The organism is Achromobacter animicus, assembly GCF_902859585.1.
Lineage (GTDB): Bacteria > Pseudomonadota > Gammaproteobacteria > Burkholderiales > Burkholderiaceae_B > Achromobacter > Achromobacter animicus.
Genome location: NZ_CADIJM010000004.1, coordinates 64464 through 84464 on the forward strand (window position 1 = coordinate 64464; position 20001 = coordinate 84464).

Here is a 20001-nt window from a genome sequence, read left to right on the forward strand (position 1 = left end):
TCAAGGATGGGAGAGGATAGCAACCGCGGCACCACTGACGGCGACCAAGGAGAACGCAGACCGCGTCGCTTGAGAATCTCGCTGAAACCAGTTTATTGGTGAACCCGGAAAAACGTCAAATGTCCGAAAGGGCTGGATTCGCGCCCCGAAAAGCCCGCTACACCCGCTAAAGAGCGCAAGCCGGCCCGGGCGGCACGCTCAACATTTTCAACTTGCCACGTACCGATACACGTGGACACTGCGCCGTTTTGAAAGCTCTGTGCGTGCCGCGCGCCCTACCCTGCGAAACCACCCGATTCCAGGAACTCGCGTTCGGCCTGGGTCGTCTGCCGTGCCAATGCCGCATTCCGGTGCGGGAAGCGCCCGAACCGCTTGATGATGTCGCGATGCAGGACGGCCCATCGCACGGCTTCCGCGCCCAGCGGCTCCATCAACGCGATGGCCCGATTCTGCGCCGCCAGGTTCTCGGCGTGTTCGAACGGCATGTAGAAAAACTGGCGCAGCGAGGCGTCGACTGCAAGATCATGGCCCGCCGCGATGGCGCGTTCGGCAAAATGCAGCGCCAGCGCGTCAGTGGCGAACATATGCCCGGTATCGCGGTAGGCGTTGCGAGGAAACTGGTCCAGCAGGATCATCAACGCGATCGCGCCGGCGGGTTCGTCCAGCCAGGCATCGAGCCGGCGGGAAGCGGCCGCCATATGCGCGTCTTCGAAGCGCGCTCGAAAGGCCGCATCGAACTGGGCGCTTTTGCTGAACCACTGCGCGGGACCCGCGTCCAGCCAGAATGCGACTACATCGTCGGGTTGCAGGGCGAACGGCTTTGGCGGTATGGTGGTCATGGCGGCGATGGCTCGGGGGATTTGGACGCGCTGCCGCCGCCGAAGCGTTGGCCGCGAGGAGAATCGGCCGTCAAGGATACCGCGCAGAAAACAAAAAAGGCCCCGCGAGGGGCCTTCTTGAGAAAACTCAGATCCTTACAGGACTTGAATCTTCGTGGCTTGCGGGCCCTTGGGGCCATTGGCCGTCACAAAGCTGACGCGCTGGTTCTCTTCCAGAGACTTGAAGCCCGAGCCCTGAATTTCGGAGAAGTGAGCGAAGAGGTCTTTGCCGCCCGCTTCCGGGGTGATGAAGCCATAACCCTTTTCCGAATTGAACCACTTAACGACGCCGGTTTCCATACTGTATTTCCTAGAGATAATGGGCAAATGCCCGGAGGTCACGAATCAATCAAGGAGGGGACAGTAGAACAATAACGCTGAGCCGGAAAAGGCACGGCACTGATCGAAAATCGCAACGCTTGTGATCGTGTGCCGACACTATCGTTATGTTCCCCTCACAAGTCAACATAATCCTAAAAAATACGTGCCAATAATGCAACAAAGAGAAACTGCGCAGTTATTTCGCACGTTTTTAAAGGGTAAACGAGTCCCTGCATTGGTGTTAACACCAATACATCATAAAAAAACAAACAAGGCTTATATAAATGCCATCAAAAGCGCGTACGACCTGCAATACGCCGTTTGGATGACACTATGGTTTGCCGTCAGGCTTACTCGTCGATAGGTAAACCCAACAAGTCGAGCGCCGCGCCAAAAGCATCGGGACCCGAGCAAAGGAAAACCGCCACGTCGCCGGGATTCATATTTTCCAGCACTTGGTCGATCTGTTCTTGCGCATTATCAACATTGTCGACATTGGCGGCGTGTATGTCCGCTCCTGCATCGACTTTTTCGCGCGGCACGATGTCTGCGATCGCATTGAGATCATCTATGCCCATCACGACATAGACGCTGATGCTTTCGCCATCCAGCGTGGTGTGCAGCTCGACGCCGCCCGCTACGTCGGCAACGTGCCGACTGAGTATTTCCATTTCCATCTTCCTTGATTTGCGGGCTGAGCCCGCCAGGGCGCTGCACCATGCAGGTGCTCACGCACGCCCAGGCGCGACTATAACAGCCTTAGGCTAACGTTTCTTGGACAGGGGGCCCAGAGACTGGCGGGCGGCCCCGGACGTGGCCGCCACGCTACGGCAGCGCACCCCGGCTTCAGCCAACACGCGGGCCAGCGGCTTTTGCGCAGCCAGGAAGGCGGTCTTCTCGTCACCGGCCAGCTTGCACAGGAAAAGTTGGGCCTGGAGCTGCGTGCGGCGGGCCTTGCGGTTGTCAGCCTCTTTGGCGAGCCATTCGCCCACCCAGGCGGCGGCGGCCTCGGCGTCGCCCTGCTGTTTGACGTGGCCGAGCAGGTCGTAGACGGTCACGCCGTCGATGCGCTCATCCTCGCCGCGCGAGAGGAACAGCTTGGCGGACTGGCCCGTGTAGCCGGGGACGACCGCCAGGCAATCCCGTTCTGCGGGTTTTTTCATGGTGTTTTCGAATGTGGTTTAGCAAGAACCCCGGACTGTAACGCAGGCGCGCGCGCAGTCCTATTGCTGCAGCCGAAGTCTGCTATCGTCGGCGTGTTCTTTTACCCCTACATGGTGAACATCATGCAACGCGATTTCGATTTGGTCGTCACGATTCTGGGCGCCCTGCGCGACGCCCCCGGCCCCAACCTCAGCACGCACGACATCAAGAACGCCGCGCTGGCGCCGCATCCCGAAGAGCAAGGCCTGCAGGTCATCGCGCATCACCTGGACCTGCTGGAAGACGCTGGCCTGGTCAAGCAGGTCAGCGAGACTTCGGCGAACGCCGGTGCGACGCGCTGGCGGATTACCTGGAAGGGTTACGACGCCCTCGAGCAGGATGAGGACGACGAAGAGGATGAGGACTTCGACCCGGAGGAATGATAGGCCCGGCCGGCCGCTCTGCGCGTCATTGGCGCAACGATTGAGGCATTTGCTGTTGTTGACGGTGTAGCCGGATACGCCGCGTCAGCAGCGCCGCCGCGGCGCCGATCACCAGACTGAACATGAAGGCGGCGATGGACAGCATCGCCGCCAGTTCATCGAACCCGCCCTGGCGCGCCAGCAGCAGCACCACCGCGAAGATTGCCGCCGCCCACGCCAGCAAGCCGATCACCAGTTGCTTGACGGACTGCAGGCGGCCGCACAAGGCGCCGCCGGCAAGTGCGGCGGCCACCATGGCAGCCATGGACCAGAACAGATACTCGTAGTGCATGTGGACGGTCTCCGCCAAGGGCATTGAGGCGCTCGCATTATAGGCGCCGCCTGTTTGCCGGCCGCTCGCGTCCGCCCTTGCCCCGCAGAACTCGGTCAGCCCACCGCCACGACACTGATTTCCACCAGCGCGCCGTAATGGAGTTCGCGCGTGGGCACGATGGCGCGCGCGGGGCGGTGGCTGCCAAAGCACGCTTCGTACACCGCGTTGACCTCATCCCACAGACTGACGTCCGGGATGTAAACGGTGACGTTGACCACGGACGATAACGACGAGCCTGCGGCTTCGAGAATGGCCCGCACGCTGCGCAGCGCTTCCCTCGTCTGGCCAGCCGCGTCCGCCGCCAGCACGGGGCGCACGCCGGGTCCGGCCGGCGGCAAAAAACCCAGCTGCCCCGATACGAAGACGAAGCCGTTGGCGCGAACCGCCTGGGAATAATGCCCGGCCGGCGGCGTGGCGTCGGGCGTTTGAATGAAGTCCATGCCGAAATCCATTTTGATGCGCGGCTCACCAGCCACGGAAGCGTTCCCAGCGTGCCACTAAGCCCGGCTCGCCGGGGCGCACGACCTCGTAGGCGTCGTGCTGCGCGCACGTCGCGCACGCGTGATTCGGGACAATGCGCAGTTTGGCGCCGATGGGCAGGTCCGGCAGGACCGCGTTGCTGCCAGGGCGCACCTTGATGATCCCCTGCTCCTGGTTGGTTTCGGCCAGCAGCACGTCCGGATAGACCTTGCCGTCTACATCGCACACCAGCCCGTACAACTGGTCCACCGGCTGCTTGGCGGTGCCACGATCCCGCGACATGGCCATCCATCCCGCGTCGACCAGAATCCAGCCCTTCTCGGGCTGATGGCCGATGACGGTGGTCAGCACCGTCGCAGCGATGTCGTCCACGCTGCACACGCCCAACCCGGCCATGACCAAGTCGAAGAAGACGTACACGCCGGCGCGGACTTCCGTCACGCCATCCAGATTGCGCGCAAAATGCGCGGTGGGCGTCGAACCGACGCTGACGACCGGGCACGGCAGGCCCGCGCCGCGGATCGCCTCTGCGCAGCTCACGGCGGCCCAGCGTTCCTGTTCGGCCATGTCCGCAATCGCCTCGACGCTGCGGCAGCCATAGGATTCGCCCGCGTGCGTCATTACACCGCGCAGGCACGCCCCGTCTTCGTGCAACACACGCGCGATTGCCAGCAGTTGGTCCGTGTCCTTGGGCTGCACGCCGGCACGGTGGCCGTCGCAATCGATCTCGATGAGCGCCGGGATGGGATCGCCGGCAGCCTTGGCACGCGCCGACACCGCGCGCGCGGCCTCGATGCTGTCGACGACAACGGTCAGATCGACGCCGCGCTGTCGCAAAGCCAGCACGCGGTCGAGCTTCGACGGCGACACGCCCACCGCATACAGCAGATCCGTGACGCCAGCGGCGGCGAACTGTTCGGCCTCCTGCAAGGTCGAGACGGCGGCTGGCCCTTGCGGCGTCGTCATCAGCCGGCGGGCGACCTCGATGGACTTGGGCGTTTTCAGATGGGGACGCAAACGGACGCCGTGGCCGGCCATCAGGGCGTTCAGCCGCGCGATATTGCGCATCATGCGCGTTTCATCGAGCAGCAGACAGGGCGTTTCCAGGGCATCCAGCGTGAATGCAACGGTTTCGAGGGTCATGGCAATCTCTTTGCGAGTGAGCGGCAGGCACGACGGGCCCGCGGGAATCAGCACGCAGTATGGCGCGGAAGGCGCTTACCTTGTTTAATTGCAACTTAATGTCCCATTAAGCCGTAACTGAATGATTGCCACTGACGACCTGCGCTTTTTCCTGAGCCTTTCGACCGCCGGCTCGCTTGCGCAAGCAGCGCGCGCGCTGGACGTCACACCACCAGCGATCACCCAGCGCCTGAACGCGCTGGAAAAGCGGCTGGGCGTACGGCTGGTCAATCGGTCGGCCCGAGGCATCGCGCTGACCGAAGAAGGCCGTCTATTGGCCATGCGGGCCGCGCAGATCTGCAATGACCTGACCTTGCTGGCCGACGAACTTGCGGGACGCCGCGGCGTCGTGGCGGGACACCTGCGGGTGGTTGCACCGCTGGGCTTCGGGCAACGTTACATCGCCGGATTGGTCGCGGATTTCCGGTCGCGCAGCGAAGACGTCACGGCCAGTCTGACATTGTCGGACGGCCCTCCCCGGCTGGCGTCGGATAACTGGGACGTGATGGTTCATATCGGAGAATTGCGCGACTCCACGCTGGTCGCCTACCCGCTGGCGCCCAACCGGCGCATCCTGTGCGCATCGCCCGCATACGTGGCGCGCCGTGGCTCGCCGACCACGCCGGAGGACCTGCGCAACCACGACTGCATCGCCTTGCGCGAAAACGACGAGGACGTAACCCTGTGGCGGTTCAGGCGTGCCCGCGGCGCGGGGGTCGCCGTGCGCATCGCGCCCGTCATGTCGTGCAATGCCGGCGCGACGGCGTTGGAATGGGCGCGGGCCGGACACGGCATCATTGCGCGGTCGGAATGGGACGTGACCGCGCACCTGCGCACGGGTGAACTCGTGCCGTTGATGGCGGGCTGGAATCTGCCCGACGCGAATGTCGTGGCGTTGGTGAAGTCACGGCAGGAGTTGTCCGCGCGCACGGCGGGATTTCTGGCGTCCCTGCGCGCAGCTTTTGCCCAGCCGCCATGGCACAAGGCGTCAGCCTAGCAGACGCGCACATGGAAAGCCGCAACCCGCTGTTCAGTCGAGCATCGCTTCCGCTTCGATCTCGATCAACCATTCCGGCAGCGACAGCCCGCTGACGATGATCCAGGAGGACGCCGGCGGATCGACCTTGAAGCGGTCCCGCAACGCCTGCGCCACGACTTCCTGTTCGGTGCTGACCGAATCGCAGATGTAGATACGCAGCATGATGACCTGCGACAAGCTGCCGCCGGCCGCCGCCAGCACGCGCTCGATGTTGTCCAGCGCGGCCTCGGTTTGCACCTGAAGCCCCGGACCGACCGTCTTCTCATCGGCGTCCACGCCGACCTGGCCGGACAGCAGCATACGGCGCTGCCCAGTCACGATTACCGCCTGGCTGAATCCGTACTGCACGGAATTGAATACCGTATCGGGATTGACGACGATTCGGGACATGAGAATCTCCTGGGCAAGACGGCGCTGGGCGGCCGGCCATTCTATCAACCAGGCATGCGTCGGCACACGAGCGCTGCGCTGAATCGACCAAACGCGGTATGGATGCGCGGCACGGCGTTTGCTACGCTGGCTCATCTGTTCAGCCAGGGTGATGGCCATGAGCGAGAAGATTCGAGTCCTGTGCATTCAACCCGCTTCTGCATCCGCGCGTTTCGCGTTTTTGTTGATCGCGCTGAAGTGGTCGATGGGTGCAACCCCCCGGCCGTCCCGGCTGCAGATCGGGCCGCATGATCTGGCGCCCGAAGGGTCGGAAGGCGCGTTCTGGCAGTTTGCGCTTCGTCACGCCTTTTCAAGCCAATCCATTCTTGTCACGCGAGGCGACCACTGGGATGTGGCGGCATCGGTGGACGGCGACGAGGTCCGCGCGTTTGGCAGGACCTTTGCGTTGAGGCAGTGCCTTTTTTGAACCGCGCACCTCAGGCGTCTGCAGGCGCCTTGCGGTGATAGGCAGCCAGTTCCTCGGCCGTCCAGCGCTGGCGCGCCTCGTCCTGACAGCAGGTCCGATACACCAGCGCGCCCACGTCCAGAAAGCGCTTCACATCGGCTTCCGTGAGCTTACCCTGCACCTGCATAAGGCAGTCCGCAAGGGTTGAAAGCACGCCGTCCCACCCGTCGAATCTGCCCGGCGACACCGGCAACGTGATCATGCGCGCCATCATTTCACTATGGTCCATGCTGAGTCTCCGCTCTGACGGGGAGCCGCTCGGTCCGCAACCCACCGGCGCCCCGGCGTCATACAGCAAGTGGCGTTCCCGATGCAAACCGGTGTCAGACACCAAGGGTGGCCGCCCACACTTTGATGCGGCAGGTGGTCCGCGGGTATTGGACACCTGCGGGCCAGGAAACACGATGCAAGGCTGCTTACGCCGATCACCGTGCCGTCGACCGGCTCGTCACCGGATCCGGCGCGCGCCCCCGCAGCAGTGACCCCGGGTGAGCCTGCAGGTAGTCTGCCAACTCCCGTAGCGACCTCGCCGTGCGCGCCAGTTCCTGCAGCAATGCGCTCGTGTTGACGGGCAGGCCGGCATCGGGGCTGAGCAGCCCACCGACGGCGGCGAGCGACCGGCTTGCCTGGCGCAACGTCGCGGTCGCCTCGGGCGCAAGCTGTGTGTCCAGCCGCTTCACCAGCTTGGACGTGCCCTGCAGCAGGTTATTGAGTTCAGCGCCCAGACCTTCAAAGGGAATCCTGTCCAGCTTGGTCAGGATGCTGTTGATCTGCAGCTGCAACTGGTCCAGATTGTTCGGCACCGTGGGAATGAAAGGCGCCTCCTCCATCTTGAACGTCACGGGCTCGGCGTCCGGGAAGACCGCAAAGGCGACATACAACTGGCCTGTCAGGAGATTGCCGATGCGCAACTGCGCCCGTAATCCCTGGTCGATCAAGGCCGCCATCAGCTTGCCGCTGGGATGCGTGACCGTAGAGCCCGAAAACTCCTTGATTTCTTCAAACGTCTTGGCGCCCAGCCGTTCCGGATAGAGGGTGGCATCCACCAGAGCATAGAACTGCTGCGTGGTGCGATCGAGTTCCAGTCCGATGGCATCCACCTGCCCGACCGACGCGCCAAACGCGTCGATGGGCGCGCCCACGGACAGTCCGCGCACCGATTGGTCGAACCGCATGCGGATGCGCAGCGGCGTGCCGTCCGGCTGCGCGCGCGCCGCGGTCTCCGAGGGGTAGATGACGAACGCGGCGTCCGGCTTGGCTGCGGTGTGTAAACGGGTCTCGACCGAGTCGAAGGCGACGCCGCCCACGATCACCGACACCAACGATTGAGACCGCACTTGCAGCCCGCCTGCGTCCACCGAGAAGTCCACCCCGCTGGCGTTCCAGAAACGCGTGCCTTCGTTGACGAAGGCGTCGTTGGGCGCATCGACAAACACCTGGATATCGACGCCCTGGCCGGTGGCATCGAGGCGATAGCTCACCACCTGCCCTACTGCAATGCGCCGGAAATAGACGGGCGATCCAATGTCCAGCGAACCGAGGTCCTGGCCCTTGAGGGTGAAGCGCTTGCCCGGCCTGTCCTGCGTCACCTCGGGCGGGATTTCCAGACCGACGAAAGCGAACTTGGTCGCCTTGCGCGGATCGCTGTCGCCATTACGGCCGGCGGGATCCAGGCCGATGTAGGCGCCGGACAGCAACGTGTTCAGGCCTGAAACGCCACTGAGCGTCAGGCGCGGCCGCACCACCCAGAACACGGTGCCCTCCTGCAAGAGCCCAGCCGCGTCCTTGTTGAGCTGCACCGTCGCAATCACGCCGGTCCGGTCCTCGTTGAGCGCCACACGCTGGACTGTGCCGACGTTGACTTCCTTGTACCGCACCTGTGTCTTGCCGGCCTCCAGCCCTTCCGCCGTCTGGAAGCTGATCGTGGCCTCGGGCCCTGCGTCCATCCAGACTTTCAGCACCAGCAGCAGGCCGCCCAGCGCCGCAACAATAGGCACCAGCCAGATCCAGGAAAACCGCCGTCTGCGGCCGGCGGGCGGCGGCTTGTGTGCGACAGCAGGAGCAGTCTCGGGCATTGAAGGCATCCTTCGTGAGCACGCGTCTGGACTCTGGGTGCAATCCCGATAAAGCGTCGCGCCGGGCGGTCCGCCGCGCAACAAGGGTATTCCCCACGTTCCGGCCTGCCCGCTGCGCCAATAGCGAGTAGGATAGCCATCCCAACAAACAGGAAAGATCCGTGAATATCGAAATTCGTCCTGCCGCACCGTCGGACGCGGCCCAGATCCATGCCTTCATTACCGAACTGGCCGTCTATGAACGCGCTGCGCATGAGGTGATCGCCAGCGCCGACGACGTCGAACGTACCTTGTTTGCCGAAGGCGCCCCCGCCCGGGCGTTGATGTGCCTGCTGGACGGCAAGGCCATTGGCTACGCCGTCTATTTCTACAGCTACTCCACCTGGCTCGGAAAAAACGGAATCTATCTCGAGGACCTGTACGTCACGCCCGAGCACCGTGGAATCGGCGCGGGACGCGACCTGCTGCGCCATCTGGCACGCGAGGCCGTGGCGAACGGCTGCGGACGGCTCGAGTGGAGTGTGCTGGACTGGAATCAGCCCGCCATCGACTTCTATCAATCCATCGGCGCGCTGCCGCAGGATGAGTGGGTGCGCTATCGGATGGCCGGCGACGCGTTGGTCAACTTTGCCGAGGGCCGCCGCTAGGGCAGCCGCACCGGTTAGAACTCCGGCAGGTCGAACAGCGTGTGCAAGGTGGAACTGGGCACCGGCACCGATGCAAGGTGTTCGCGCCCGCCGGCGTCCACCAGCACACGCACCGCGCGCGAAGCGACGGTGAGGCCGTCGACACTGATCGCGGTCTCGACCTCGGCGCCTTCCTTGATGAGTTCAATGACTTCGGCGGCTGCGGCCGTCGTGGGCTCCGAGATCCAGCCGGGAACGCCGCGCACGGCCTGCCCCCAACGCACGTAGGCGATATGGCCACTTCCGGCCTCTTTGCGCACGGCGACGATCACATACAAAGACATCCAGGCCTCCCTAATGTTTGGCCTGGATCGTATAACAGCTTGGCGGCCGTGTGATGACCGCAAGCGCGTCAGGGTTCGATGTCGATCGGCGCAAAGGACTTCACCAGGTCGTCGAGCTGCTTGAGTTGCGTCAGGAAGGGCTCGAGCTTGTCCAGCGGCAACGCGCTGGGGCCATCGCATTTCGCGTTCTTGGGATCGGGGTGGGCTTCCAGGAAAAGGCCCGCCAGCCCGACCGCCATGCCGGCGCGCGCCAGGTCTGCGACCTGTTCACGACGACCGCCGGATGCCGCGTCCAGCGACGAGCGCTGCTGCAGCGCGTGGGTCACGTCGAAAATCAGCGGGCGGTTGCCGGACACCTTTTTCATGACGCCGAAACCCAGCATGTCGACGACCAGATTGTCGTAGCCAAAGCTGGTGCCGCGATCACACAGAATCAGCTTGTCGTTGCCGGCCTCGGTGAACTTCTCGACGATGTTCAGCATCTGCGCGGGACTGAGGAACTGCGGCTTCTTGATGTTGACCACGCGCTGCGTCTTGGCAAGCGCGACGACCAGATCGGTCTGGCGCGCCAGAAAGGCCGGCAGTTGCAGGATATCGGCAACTTCGGCCACCGGCGCCGCCTGCCACGGTTCGTGGACGTCGGTGATGACCGGCACGCCGAATTCCTTTTTCACGGCTTCGAAGATCTTCATGCCTTCTTCGAGGCCAGGACCGCGGTACGAATGGATGGACGAGCGATTGGCCTTGTCGAACGACGCCTTGAATACGTAGGGAATGCCCAGTTTGCGGGTGACGCGTTGGTACTCCTCGCACGCGCGCAGCGCCAGATCCTTGGATTCCAGCACATTGATGCCGCCGAACAGCACGAAGGGCCGGTCGTTCGCGCAGGCGATCGAGGGGGAGATAACGACTTCTGGGGCGGTCATGATGGGCGATCCTGTAAAGGTGAAGCAGGTGATAGTGCGTAATGTACAACCTGCCTCCTCGAGCCATCATCTGACCGGCCCCATTTTCAGCTCACAGCGGCTCTGAAGTGATCCCCCGCGCCGCGTTTCCGCCCTGTCAGGCGCGTTCGATCGCCGGGTCGCTGACCAGCCGGTAGGCCACCGCGCCGATGACCGCGCCGACGATTGGCGCCAGCCAGAACAGCCACAACTGTTCCAACGCCCAGCCCCCCACGAACAGCGCCGGTCCGGTCGAGCGTGCCGGGTTCACCGACGTGTTGGTGACCGGGATGCTGATGAGGTGAATGAGGGTCAGCGCAAAGCCAATGGGAATGGCCGCAAAGCCGGCCGGCGCCCGCCTGCTGGTGGCGCCGAGAATCACGAAGATAAAGCCGGCCGTCAGCACCACTTCGGTCACCATCGCGGCCAGCAGCGTGTACTTGCCCGGTGAATAGGCGCCATAGCCATTGGCGGCGAAGTGGCTGGCCCTCAGGTCGAAACCCAGCTTGCCGTTGGCGATGCAGGCCAGGACCGCCGCAGCGGCGATGGCGCCCAGGACCTGAACGATGACGTACGGCAGGATTTCTCGGGCGGGGAAGCGTCCGCCGGCCACCAGGCCGACTGTGACAGCAGGATTGAAGTGCCCGCCAGATATATGGCCCACAGCGAAGACCATCGTCAGGACGGTCAGGCCGAACGCCAGCGCAACGCCCGCGAATCCGATGCCCAGTTGGGGAAAACCGGCGGCAAGCACCGCCGCGCCGCAACCGCCCAGCACCAGCCAGAAGGTGCCGAAGAACTCTGCGCCGCAACGCTTGGGTAGTGAATACATGTCCATCCCTCAGTAACGAAAGCCCTAAGGTATCGGCAAGCGCGCGAGGCAATATTCAAGAATCGAAAATCTTGACGATTCTTGTACGCCGGCGCGTCAGGCGTGACGCTGCTCGACAACATAGCCGGGGCGCACGCCGCTTGGGATCGTTCGGATGGCGGATGGGACTGCATTCGCTGGCTGGGTTGGCGGGCGCGATTTCGTTGGCGGAAACAAACAGCGGATGCTAATTTCAGCGGGACGCCTTCGCCGGAGGATCACCGTGAAACTGCTGCTCGCCTTTGTTCCCTTCATCACCTTTGCGCTGTTGGAGCACCGGGTCGGCACCCACGCCGCGCTCGTGGCCGCCCGCCCGGCGTTCCGGCGCACCGCGGAACGGATCGCGTGGGCTTGGGCAGGCGCGTTCGTCGTCATCGTGCTGGCGGATCTGGCGATGATGTACGTGCCGGCTTTCACCACCACCGTGGGCACGGTGGTCATCCTGGCGGCGCTTGGCGCAGCGGCCTGGTTCACGGCGTCGTTGCCCAAAGCGGCTCGGCGGTAAAGTGCGCTGTCTGAGACGAATCAGTCCAGCCGGACGCGTTCAGGCCACTGCACTTCAGGAACGGCATTGAGCGCCGGTTTGGCAAACAGATAGCCCTGGAACCGCTCGATTCCAGCAGCCTGCAACCAGCACCATTCCTCGATCCGCTCCACGCCTTCGGCGACAGGCGTGATGCCCATTGCGCTGCACGTGCGGGCAATGCCGCAGACGATTGCCTGGCGCGGTCCGTCCTGATGAATGTTCTGAATGAGCTGGCGGTCGATCTTGAGCTTGTCCGGCTGAAACTCGGCCAGCAGCGACAGGCCCGCATAGCCTGCCCCGAAATCATCGATCGCAACGCCGATGCCGGCGCGGCGCAGCCGTTCGATCGCATCCCTGAAGGCTCGCGGCCGCTCGATCGCTTCCTGTTCGGTGATTTCGACGATCACATGCTGTGGCAACAGCGCGCACGCCGCAATCTGATCCACCAGGCGGTCGACCGCGGCCGGATCCTCAATCAGTGACATGGGCAACAGATTGACCGACAGCTTTACATCGGTCAGGCCCAGCCGCCGCGCCAGCTCGAATGCCGAGGCCTTGGATTCCAGATCCACGCGATAACGGTCCGCGGGATCCAGGCTGGCAAACAATTGTTCCGGCGATCCGCCCGATTGACCGCGGATCAGGAATTCAAGGGAGGTGATCTCGCGCCGCAGGGGATCGACGATGGGTTGCAGCGCAAAGGGATACGGCCGCGCAGGCGCTGCGGGATCTTCCTGCGCCAAAGGAACACCGCTGGCCGCAAACCGCCAGTTGGCCGCGTCGTCGCCTTCGACGATATGGTCCGTGCCATGCGCATCGGCATACCAGCCAAGAATCTTTACCACCCGGTCGTCACCGCCCGGCCAGCGCCCCGGCTTTTTCATCTTGGCCAGAATGCGCGCGGAAACCTGTTGGGGATCGAGCGCTCGCAGGTCAAGCAGCGCCATCGCATCCCCCCCAAACCGGCGGGTAGGCCCGTGATCCTGCATGAGCAGCACGACGTTCTTGTGGGCATCGTCGCGCCGGATGGCATCGAATATCAGGTTGACCGCCTCGTCGGGGCCTTCCAGCAACTGGACGAAATGAACGCCGTCAAAGAGCAATATGCCGGTCACCTGCAGGGCGGCGTTGCGAGCTCGGGCGGGCGTCAGCAGGTCGGTCAGATCCTGCGCGTTCATCGAAGTGACAGCACGGCTGCGGTATATCAGTGTCGATAGCATGGCGTGCTCTATGCAAACGGGTCGGACGGGGAAAGGCTCGCGGCAAGGCCAATGTTCAAGCGAGCAGGCGTGATCTGTGGGGAATCTGTTCGATCGGGCCGTCACTGCGGCACGTCGATGGATCGGCGGTCAACGCGGCGCATGAATCGCTGCCGACGGACTGCGTGGATGGGGCCACGGCTTAATGGCGCCACTGGGTGCCGCTCTGGCCTGGGAATTCCAGAGTGGGTCTGGACAAACCGGCCTGAAAAACTCAGGGAAACCGGCGGGCAACCGGACACTTTCCACGAACTGAAGCGGGTTCGGCCTGACCGGCCCAATGATTTTGGAAATGACAGGTTAAAAACCTAAATCATTGAAATCATGGGGGGATTTGGTGGTGCGAAGGAGGGGACTCGAACCCCTACACCTGTTACGGCGTCAGGACCTAAACCTGGTGCGTCTACCAATTTCGCCACCTTCGCAATAGGCCAAGCCCGCTATTGTAGCTTGCTTGTTAAAATCTTGCGTCATGAATCCGCGCCTCGATGCCCTACACCCCTACCCGTTCGAAAAACTGCGGGCTTTGCTAGCCTCCGCCAGCTCGCAACCGGACGGTATTGCGCCCATCAACCTGTCGATCGGCGAGCCCAAACACGCCGCGCCGGAGCGCGTCGCGCAAGCCATCCGCGACAGCATGGCCGGGCTGTCGGTCTACCCCTCCACGAAGGGCGATCCGGCATTGCGCCGCGCGATTTCCGAATGGCTGGCGCGCCGCTACAGCATTCCGGCGCCTGATGCCGACACGCAGGTGCTGCCGGCCCTGGGATCGCGCGAGGCGCTGTTTGCATTCACCCAGACCGTGATCGATCCGTCGGCGGGTTCGGTGGTGATCTGCCCCAATCCGTTCTATCAGATCTACGAAGGCGCCACGCTGCTGGCGGGCGCCACGCCCTACTTCGTCAACGCCGATCCGGTGCGCAATTTCGGCAGCGACTGGAACCAGGTGCCGGACGACATCTGGAAGAAGACGCGCCTGGTGTTCGTGTGTTCGCCGGGCAATCCCGCGGGCAACGTGATGTCGCTGGAAGAATGGAAAACCCTGTTCGAATTGTCCGACCGCTACGGCTTCGTGATTGCGTCGGACGAGTGCTATTCCGAGATCTACCTGGACGAAGGCGATCCCCCGCTGGGCGGTTTGCAGGCGGCGCGCCGCCTGGGCCGGGACGACTACCGCAATCTGGTGGCGTTTTCCAGCCTGTCCAAGCGCTCCAACGTGCCGGGCCTGCGCTCCGGGTTCGTGGCCGGCGATGCCGCGCTGATCGGCCGTTTTCTGCTGTATCGCACGTATCATGGCAGTGCGATGAGCCCGATCGTGTCCGCGGCCAGTATTGCCGCGTGGACGGACGAGACCCACGTAAAGGAAAACCGGCGCCAGTACCGCGAAAAATTCGATGCGGTCGTGCCCATCCTGCAGAAGGTGCTGGATGTGTCACGGCCGCAAGCTTCGTTTTATCTGTGGGCGGCAACGCCCGGTTCGGATACGGCGTTCGTGCGCGACCTCTATGGCCGCACCGGTGTTACCGTGCTGCCGGGCAGTTTCCTGGCACGCGAGGCCCATGGCTTCAATCCGGGCCAGGGACGCATCCGCATCGCCCTGGTGGCGCCTTTGGCCGACTGCGTGCAGGCGGCCGAGCGCATCGCCCATTTTGTACATACCTCTGTTTGACCAACCTTTAAAAGCTGAGCCGATATGACTCTCGACCTGCAGACCACCATTGAACAAGCCTGGGAAAACCGGACCAACCTGTCGCCCGTCGACGCCAGCGCCGAAGTGCGCGAAGCCGTCGAGCACACCATCGACGGTCTGGATCTGGGCCGCCTGCGCGTGGCCGAGAAGATCAATGACGACTGGGTCGTGCACCAGTGGATCAAGAAGGCTGTGCTGCTGTCGTTCCGTCTGAACGAGAACGCCATCATGGGCCAGGCGCCCCTGCAGTTCTACGACAAGGTGCCGCTCAAGTTTTCGGAGTTCGGCGACAACGCGTTCAAGCAAGGCGGCTACCGCGTGGTGCCGCCGGCCGTCGCCCGCCGCGGCTCGTTCATTGGTCGCAACGTGGTGCTGATGCCCTCGTACGTGAACATCGGCGCCTACGTTGACGAAGGCACCATGGTCGACACGTGGGCCACCGTCGGTTCGTGCGCCCAGATCGGCAAGAACGTCCACCTGTCGGGCGGCGTCGGCATCGGCGGCGTGCTCGAGCCCCTGCAGGCCAACCCCACCATCATCGAAGACAACTGCTTCATCGGCGCGCGCTCCGAAGTCGTGGAAGGCGTCGTGGTCGAAGAGAACTCGGTGCTGGCCATGGGCGTGTTCCTGTCGCAAAGCACCAAGATCTATGACCGCGCCACCGGCAAGATCACGTACGGCCGCGTGCCGTCCGGCTCGGTCGTGGTGCCCGGTTCGCTGCCGTCGGCTGACGGTTCGCATAGCCTGGCCTGCGCCGTGATCGTCAAGCGTGTCGATGCGCAGACCCGCGCCAAGACCAGCATCAACGATCTGCTGAGGGCTTGATGAGCAATTCGGCCGTACTGGATCTGGTCAAGGACCTGATCGCCCGTCCCTCGGTGACGCCTGCGGACGAAGACTGCCAGGCGGCGCTTGCCGCCCGGCTCGAACGCATCGGCTTCACCTGCGAGACCATCGCGCAGGGCGGCGTGACCAATCTGTGGGCCCGGCGCGGCAGCGCCGCCCCGCTGACGGTCTTTGCCGGCCACACCGACGTGGTGCCCCCGGGCCCGCGCGAAAAGTGGAACAGCGATCCATTCGTTCCTACCGAACGCGACGGCTGGCTGTATGGCCGCGGCGCGGCCGACATGAAAAGCTCGATCGCCGCCTTTGTGGTGGCGGCCGAGGAGTTCGTGGCGGCCCATCCGGACCATGGCGGTTCGATCGCGCTGCTGATCACCTCCGACGAGGAAGGCCCGTCCATCGATGGCACCGCCATCGTCTGCGACGCTTTGAAAGCGCGCGGCGAGCAGCTGGATTACTGCATCGTCGGCGAGCCCACGTCGGGCGACGTGCTGGGCGACACCTGCAAGAACGGCCGCCGCGGCTCGTTGTCGGGCAAGCTCACGGTCAAGGGCATCCAGGGCCACGTGGCCTACCCGCATCTGGCGCGCAACCCGGTGCACCAGCTTGCGCCCGCGCTGGCCGACATCGTGAACATCGAATGGGACCAGGGCAATGAATACTTCCCGCCCACGACGTTCCAGGTGTCGAATCTGAACTCCGGTACGGGCGCCACGAACGTGGTGCCGGGCGAGGCCGTGGCGTTGTTCAACTTCCGCTTCTCGACCGCCAGCACGCCGGAAAGCCTGAAGCAGCGGGTTCATGCCGTGCTGGACAAGCATGGCCTGGAATACGACCTGGAGTGGGAACTGGGCGGCGAGCCGTTCCTGACCCCGCGCGGATCGTTGACGGATGCACTGGTCAAGGCGATCCATGCCGAAACCGGCGTGACCGCCGAGCTGTCGACCACGGGCGGCACGTCGGATGGCCGCTTCATCGCCAAGATCTGCCCGCAGGTCATCGAGTTCGGTCCCGGCAACGCCACGATCCACAAGGTGAACGAGCGCATCGAGGTCGCCTCGCTGGAACCGCTCAAGAACATCTATCGGCGCACGCTGGAAAACCTGCTGTTGCCCGCATGATGCACGCGCCGGCGGGATGCAAGTCCCGCCGCGCGATCTTTTTAGCCCCCCCTGCCGGGGGCGTTTTTCCGTTTTCCCCCTGGGGCGGTGAATTGAATGCCTGATACGAACGCAACCTCCCGCGAAGAACTGCAGACCGTGCGCGACCTGATCCGCTACGGCGTGTCGCGCCTGAATGGCGCCCAGGTCTCGCTGGGACACGGCAGCGACAATGCCTGGGACGAGGCGGTCTACCTGACACTGCACGCGCTGCACCTGCCGCTGGACACGCTGGATCCGTTCCTGGATGCCCGGGTGGTGCGCGAAGAGCGCGAGCGCGTGCTAGACCTGCTGGACCGCCGCGTGACCGAACGCGTGCCCGCCGCCTACCTGACCAACGAAGCCTGGCTTCGCGGTCATCGGTTCTACGTCGACAAGCGAGTCATCGTGCCGCGCTCGCCGATCGCCGAGCTGCTGGACCAGGGGCTGTCGCCGTGGGTGCAGGATGCGCTGGCGGTGGAGAACGTGCTGGACATGTGCACCGGCTCGGGCTGCCTGGCGATCCTGTCGGCGCTGGCCTTTCCCTACGCGCACGTGGACGCCGTGGATGTTTCCGCCGACGCGCTGGAAGTCGCCCGCCGCAACGTCGACGACTACGGCCTTTCCGATCGACTGGACCTGCACGCCAGCAATCTCTTCGACAACCTGCCCGCGCGCGAATACGACGTGATCGTCTGCAATCCGCCCTACGTGAACAGCGGTTCGATGCGCGCCCTGCCCCAGGAGTATCTGCACGAACCGCAACTGGCGCTGGCCGGCGGCGACGACGGCATGGACCTCGTGCGCCGCATCCTGGACGCCGCGCCACGCTACCTGTCGGAAAACGGCGTGCTGGTGCTGGAAATCGGCCATGAGCGCGATTTCTTCGAGGCCGCCTTCCCGCAGCTTTCGCCCGTCTGGCTGGACACCGAGGAAGCCTCGGACCAGCTCCTGCTGCTTACCCGCGAGCAACTGAGCCTGTGATACGCGCCTCTGGACTGACTTTGCGCCGCGGCACCAAAGTGCTGCTGGACGGCGCCGAATTCGTTGTAAACCCCGGTGAACGGGTCGGCATCGTAGGCAAGAACGGCGCAGGCAAGTCCTCGCTGTTCGCGCTGCTGACCGGCGCGCTGGACCTGGACGCCGGCACCTTGTCGCTTCCCGCCGGCTGGCGCATCGCCAGCGTGGAGCAGGAACTTCACGCCGACGACCGCCCTGCCCGCGAGTTCGTCATCGACGGCGACACGCACCTGCGCGCGTTGCAGGCGCAGCGCGCGACGCTGTCCGACGACCAGGGCACGCAGATCGCGGAAGTGGAAGCCGCGCTGGTGGAAGCCGGCGCATGGAGCGCCGCCTCGCGCGCCGAGCAACTGCTGGCCGGCCTGGGCTTCAAGCCTGCCGAATGGACGCAGCCCGTCGAGAGCTTTTCCGGCGGCTGGCGCATGCGTCTAGCGCTGGCCCGCGCGCTGATGGCTCCGTCCGAATTGCTGCTGCTGGACGAGCCCACCAACCACTTGGACCTGGACGCCATGTTGTGGCTGGAGAAGTGGCTCGGCGCCTACGAAGGCACCGTCATGCTGATCTCCCATGACACCGAATTCCTGGATGCCGTCGCGCGGTCCATTCTGCATTTCGACCATGCCAAGCTGACGCGGTATCGCGGCGGTTATGGCGACTTCCTGACGCAACGCGCCGAGCGCCTGCGTCAATCCAACATTGCCTATGAGCGCCAGACGCGCGAGACGGCCCGGCTGCAAGGCTTCATCGACCGCTTCAAGGCCAAGGCCTCCAAGGCCAAGCAGGCGCAGAGCCGCGTGAAGGCGCTGGCGCGCATGCAGGTGCTGGCGCCGCTGCAGGCCGAAGCGGGCATCGACATCCGCATTCCGTCACCCGAACAGGTGCCCGATCCGCTGATGACGCTGGAACACCTGTCCGCGGGCTACACGGACGCCGAAGGCAACGCGGTGCCCATCCTGCGCGACGTGACGCTGATGGTGCGCGCCGGCAGCCGCGTGGGCGTGTTGGGCGCCAATGGGGCCGGCAAGAGCACGCTGATCAAGACCCTGGCCGAAGAGATCCCCGTGCAGGCGGGCGAGCGCCGCGCCTCGCGTGGCCTGGCTATCGGGTATTTCCACCAGCACCAGCTGGACATGCTGGACGTGGACAGCACGCCGATCGCGCACCTGGCCCGCCTAGCGCCCGAGGCGCGCGAGCAGGAGCTGCGCAATTATCTTGGCGGGTTCGGGTTTTCGGGCGATACGGTCACCAGCAAGGTCGGCCCGATGTCGGGCGGCGAAAAGGCGCGGCTGGCGCTGTCGCTGATCGTCTGGCAAAAGCCCAACCTGCTGCTGCTGGACGAACCCAGCAACCACTTGGACGTGGAGACGCGCGAGGCCCTCGCCACCGCGCTGGCGGACTTCGGCGGCAGCATGCTGCTGGTGTCGCACGACCGGCATCTGTTGCGGACTACGGTGGACAGCTTCTGGATCGTGGCGGACGGTGCGGTGCGCGAGTTCGACGGCGACCTTGAGGACTACCGCGACTGGCTGGCCGCGCGCAACGCGGACGAGCGGGCCGAGGCGCGTGAAAACGCTGAAAGCAGCGGCGAGCCTGTCGTGGATCGCAAGGCGCAACGTCGCGCCGAGGCCGAACAGCGGCAACGCCTGTCTGCACTGCGCAAGCCGCTGGAGTCCAAGCTGGCCAAGGTCGAAACCGAGATGGAAAAGCTGCGCGGCAAATTGGCCGCCCTGGATGCGGTGATCGCCGATCCGGACCTGTATTCCGACGCGCGTCGCACCGAACGCCAGAAGGTCATGGCGGAACATGGCGAGCACGGCAAGCGGATGGGGGAACTGGAAGAGCAGTGGCTTGAGCTGCAAGGCTCGCTGGAAGAGATAGACCAGAGCGAAGCCTGATCCAAATGAAATCGG

24 protein-coding genes and 1 tRNA gene are annotated in these 20001 nt (G+C 64.2%); 10 read left to right on the top strand and 15 right to left on the bottom strand.

Features of this window, described 5'->3' with window-relative positions; genetic code table 11:
• Positions 1–275: 275 nt before the first annotated feature.
• The 4 genes from HV681_RS12690 to HV681_RS12705 all read right to left on the bottom strand — a co-directional run bounded on the left by HV681_RS12690 (position 276) and on the right by HV681_RS12705 (position 2362).
• On the bottom strand, positions 276–839 hold the full coding sequence (locus HV681_RS12690) for a DUF924 family protein (RefSeq protein ID WP_175123412.1): 564 nt from the start codon (positions 837–839) through the stop codon (positions 276–278).
• A gap of 135 nt (positions 840–974) precedes the next feature.
• Positions 975–1178, bottom strand: a complete 204-nt coding sequence (locus HV681_RS12695) for a cold-shock protein (protein WP_006220190.1) — start codon at positions 1176–1178, stop codon at positions 975–977.
• Positions 1179–1549: 371 nt separating this feature from the next.
• Positions 1550–1870, bottom strand: a complete 321-nt coding sequence (locus HV681_RS12700) for a hypothetical protein (protein ID WP_175123413.1) — start codon at positions 1868–1870, stop codon at positions 1550–1552.
• 93 nt (positions 1871–1963) lie between these two features.
• Positions 1964–2362, bottom strand: a complete 399-nt coding sequence (locus tag HV681_RS12705) for a hypothetical protein (protein WP_175123414.1) — start codon at positions 2360–2362, stop codon at positions 1964–1966.
• Positions 2363–2485: 123 nt separating this feature from the next.
• Between HV681_RS12705 and HV681_RS12710 the strand changes: the two genes are divergently transcribed.
• Positions 2486–2785 carry a DUF2513 domain-containing protein gene (locus HV681_RS12710; protein WP_175123415.1) on the top strand — a complete coding sequence of 100 codons (300 nt, stop codon included), beginning with the start codon at positions 2486–2488 and terminating at the stop codon, positions 2783–2785.
• Positions 2786–2810: 25 nt separating this feature from the next.
• On the opposite strand, the gene HV681_RS12715 is transcribed toward HV681_RS12710, so the two are convergent.
• The 3 genes from HV681_RS12715 to HV681_RS12725 form a co-directional block, all read right to left on the bottom strand.
• Positions 2811–3116, bottom strand: coding sequence for a hypothetical protein (locus tag HV681_RS12715; RefSeq protein WP_175123416.1), 306 nt, complete (start codon positions 3114–3116; stop codon positions 2811–2813).
• Positions 3117–3211: 95 nt separating this feature from the next.
• On the bottom strand, positions 3212–3598 hold the full coding sequence (locus HV681_RS12720) for a RidA family protein (RefSeq protein WP_175123417.1): 387 nt from the start codon (positions 3596–3598) through the stop codon (positions 3212–3214).
• A gap of 25 nt (positions 3599–3623) precedes the next feature.
• On the bottom strand, positions 3624–4781 hold the full coding sequence (locus tag HV681_RS12725) for a DSD1 family PLP-dependent enzyme (protein ID WP_175123418.1): 1158 nt from the start codon (positions 4779–4781) through the stop codon (positions 3624–3626).
• A 121-nt stretch (positions 4782–4902) separates the two neighbouring features.
• On the opposite strand from HV681_RS12725, the gene HV681_RS12730 reads away from it, so the two are divergent.
• On the top strand, positions 4903–5817 hold the full coding sequence (locus HV681_RS12730) for a LysR family transcriptional regulator (RefSeq protein ID WP_175123419.1): 915 nt from the start codon (positions 4903–4905) through the stop codon (positions 5815–5817).
• 33 nt (positions 5818–5850) lie between these two features.
• On the opposite strand, the gene HV681_RS12735 is transcribed toward HV681_RS12730, so the two are convergent.
• Entirely contained in the window at positions 5851–6249 is a 399-nt protein-coding gene (locus HV681_RS12735; protein WP_175123420.1) for a RidA family protein, read from the bottom strand.
• Between the two features lie 157 nt (positions 6250–6406).
• Between HV681_RS12735 and HV681_RS12740 the strand changes: the two genes are divergently transcribed.
• A complete protein-coding gene (locus tag HV681_RS12740) occupies positions 6407–6715 on the top strand; it encodes a hypothetical protein (protein WP_175123421.1) in 309 nt (102 codons plus the stop codon).
• Positions 6716–6725: 10 nt separating this feature from the next.
• Here the strand turns inward: HV681_RS12740 and HV681_RS12745 are convergent, their stop codons facing one another.
• Both HV681_RS12745 and HV681_RS12750 read right to left on the bottom strand, forming a co-directional pair.
• The gene (locus tag HV681_RS12745) at positions 6726–6983 is read right to left on the bottom strand and encodes a hypothetical protein (protein ID WP_175123422.1); all 258 of its coding nucleotides are present in this window, start codon (positions 6981–6983) and stop codon (positions 6726–6728) included.
• 196 nt (positions 6984–7179) lie between these two features.
• The gene (locus HV681_RS12750; RefSeq protein WP_175123423.1) at positions 7180–8829 is read right to left on the bottom strand and encodes a PqiB family protein; all 1650 of its coding nucleotides are present in this window, start codon (positions 8827–8829) and stop codon (positions 7180–7182) included.
• A 161-nt stretch (positions 8830–8990) separates the two neighbouring features.
• Between HV681_RS12750 and HV681_RS12755 the strand changes: the two genes are divergently transcribed.
• A complete protein-coding gene (locus HV681_RS12755) occupies positions 8991–9476 on the top strand; it encodes a GNAT family N-acetyltransferase (RefSeq protein ID WP_175123424.1) in 486 nt (161 codons plus the stop codon).
• Between the two features lie 14 nt (positions 9477–9490).
• On the opposite strand, the gene HV681_RS12760 is transcribed toward HV681_RS12755, so the two are convergent.
• The 3 genes from HV681_RS12760 to aqpZ form a co-directional block, all read right to left on the bottom strand.
• Entirely contained in the window at positions 9491–9799 is a 309-nt protein-coding gene (locus tag HV681_RS12760; RefSeq protein ID WP_175123425.1) for a DUF3892 domain-containing protein, read from the bottom strand.
• Between the two features lie 68 nt (positions 9800–9867).
• Positions 9868–10725: a 3-deoxy-8-phosphooctulonate synthase gene (gene kdsA, locus HV681_RS12765; protein ID WP_175123426.1), complete on the bottom strand. Its 858-nt coding sequence runs from the start codon at positions 10723–10725 to the stop codon at positions 9868–9870.
• Positions 10726–10861: 136 nt separating this feature from the next.
• Entirely contained in the window at positions 10862–11575 is a 714-nt protein-coding gene (aqpZ, locus tag HV681_RS12770) for an aquaporin Z (protein WP_175123427.1), read from the bottom strand.
• Between the two features lie 262 nt (positions 11576–11837).
• Between aqpZ and HV681_RS12775 the strand changes: the two genes are divergently transcribed.
• Positions 11838–12119: a hypothetical protein gene (locus HV681_RS12775; protein ID WP_175123428.1), complete on the top strand. Its 282-nt coding sequence runs from the start codon at positions 11838–11840 to the stop codon at positions 12117–12119.
• A gap of 20 nt (positions 12120–12139) precedes the next feature.
• Here HV681_RS12775 and HV681_RS12780 read toward each other — a convergent pair whose 3' ends face one another.
• Together HV681_RS12780 and HV681_RS12785 are read right to left on the bottom strand one after the other, a co-directional pair.
• Complete coding sequence (locus HV681_RS12780; protein WP_246282937.1) at positions 12140–13465, bottom strand: diguanylate phosphodiesterase; 1326 nt, start codon at positions 13463–13465, stop codon at positions 12140–12142.
• A 272-nt stretch (positions 13466–13737) separates the two neighbouring features.
• Positions 13738–13824, bottom strand: a tRNA-Leu gene (locus HV681_RS12785).
• Positions 13825–13871: 47 nt separating this feature from the next.
• Between HV681_RS12785 and dapC the strand changes: the two genes are divergently transcribed.
• The 5 genes from dapC (at position 13872) to HV681_RS12810 (ending at position 19986) form a co-directional block, all read left to right on the top strand.
• On the top strand, positions 13872–15068 hold the full coding sequence (gene dapC, locus HV681_RS12790; protein ID WP_175123429.1) for a succinyldiaminopimelate transaminase: 1197 nt from the start codon (positions 13872–13874) through the stop codon (positions 15066–15068).
• Positions 15069–15092: 24 nt separating this feature from the next.
• Positions 15093–15914: a 2,3,4,5-tetrahydropyridine-2,6-dicarboxylate N-succinyltransferase gene (gene dapD / locus HV681_RS12795; RefSeq protein ID WP_175123430.1), complete on the top strand. Its 822-nt coding sequence runs from the start codon at positions 15093–15095 to the stop codon at positions 15912–15914.
• Positions 15914–17053, top strand: a complete 1140-nt coding sequence (gene dapE, locus HV681_RS12800; protein ID WP_175123431.1) for a succinyl-diaminopimelate desuccinylase — start codon at positions 15914–15916, stop codon at positions 17051–17053. The genes dapD and dapE overlap by 1 nt, the downstream gene beginning before the upstream one ends.
• 96 nt (positions 17054–17149) lie before the next feature.
• Positions 17150–18055 (top strand): 50S ribosomal protein L3 N(5)-glutamine methyltransferase, encoded by a 906-nt coding sequence (gene prmB, locus HV681_RS12805; RefSeq protein ID WP_175123432.1) that lies wholly within the window; start codon positions 17150–17152, stop codon positions 18053–18055.
• A complete protein-coding gene (locus HV681_RS12810; RefSeq protein ID WP_175123433.1) occupies positions 18052–19986 on the top strand; it encodes an ABC-F family ATP-binding cassette domain-containing protein in 1935 nt (644 codons plus the stop codon). The genes prmB and HV681_RS12810 overlap by 4 nt, the downstream gene beginning before the upstream one ends.
• Positions 19987–20001: the final 15 nt, after the last annotated feature.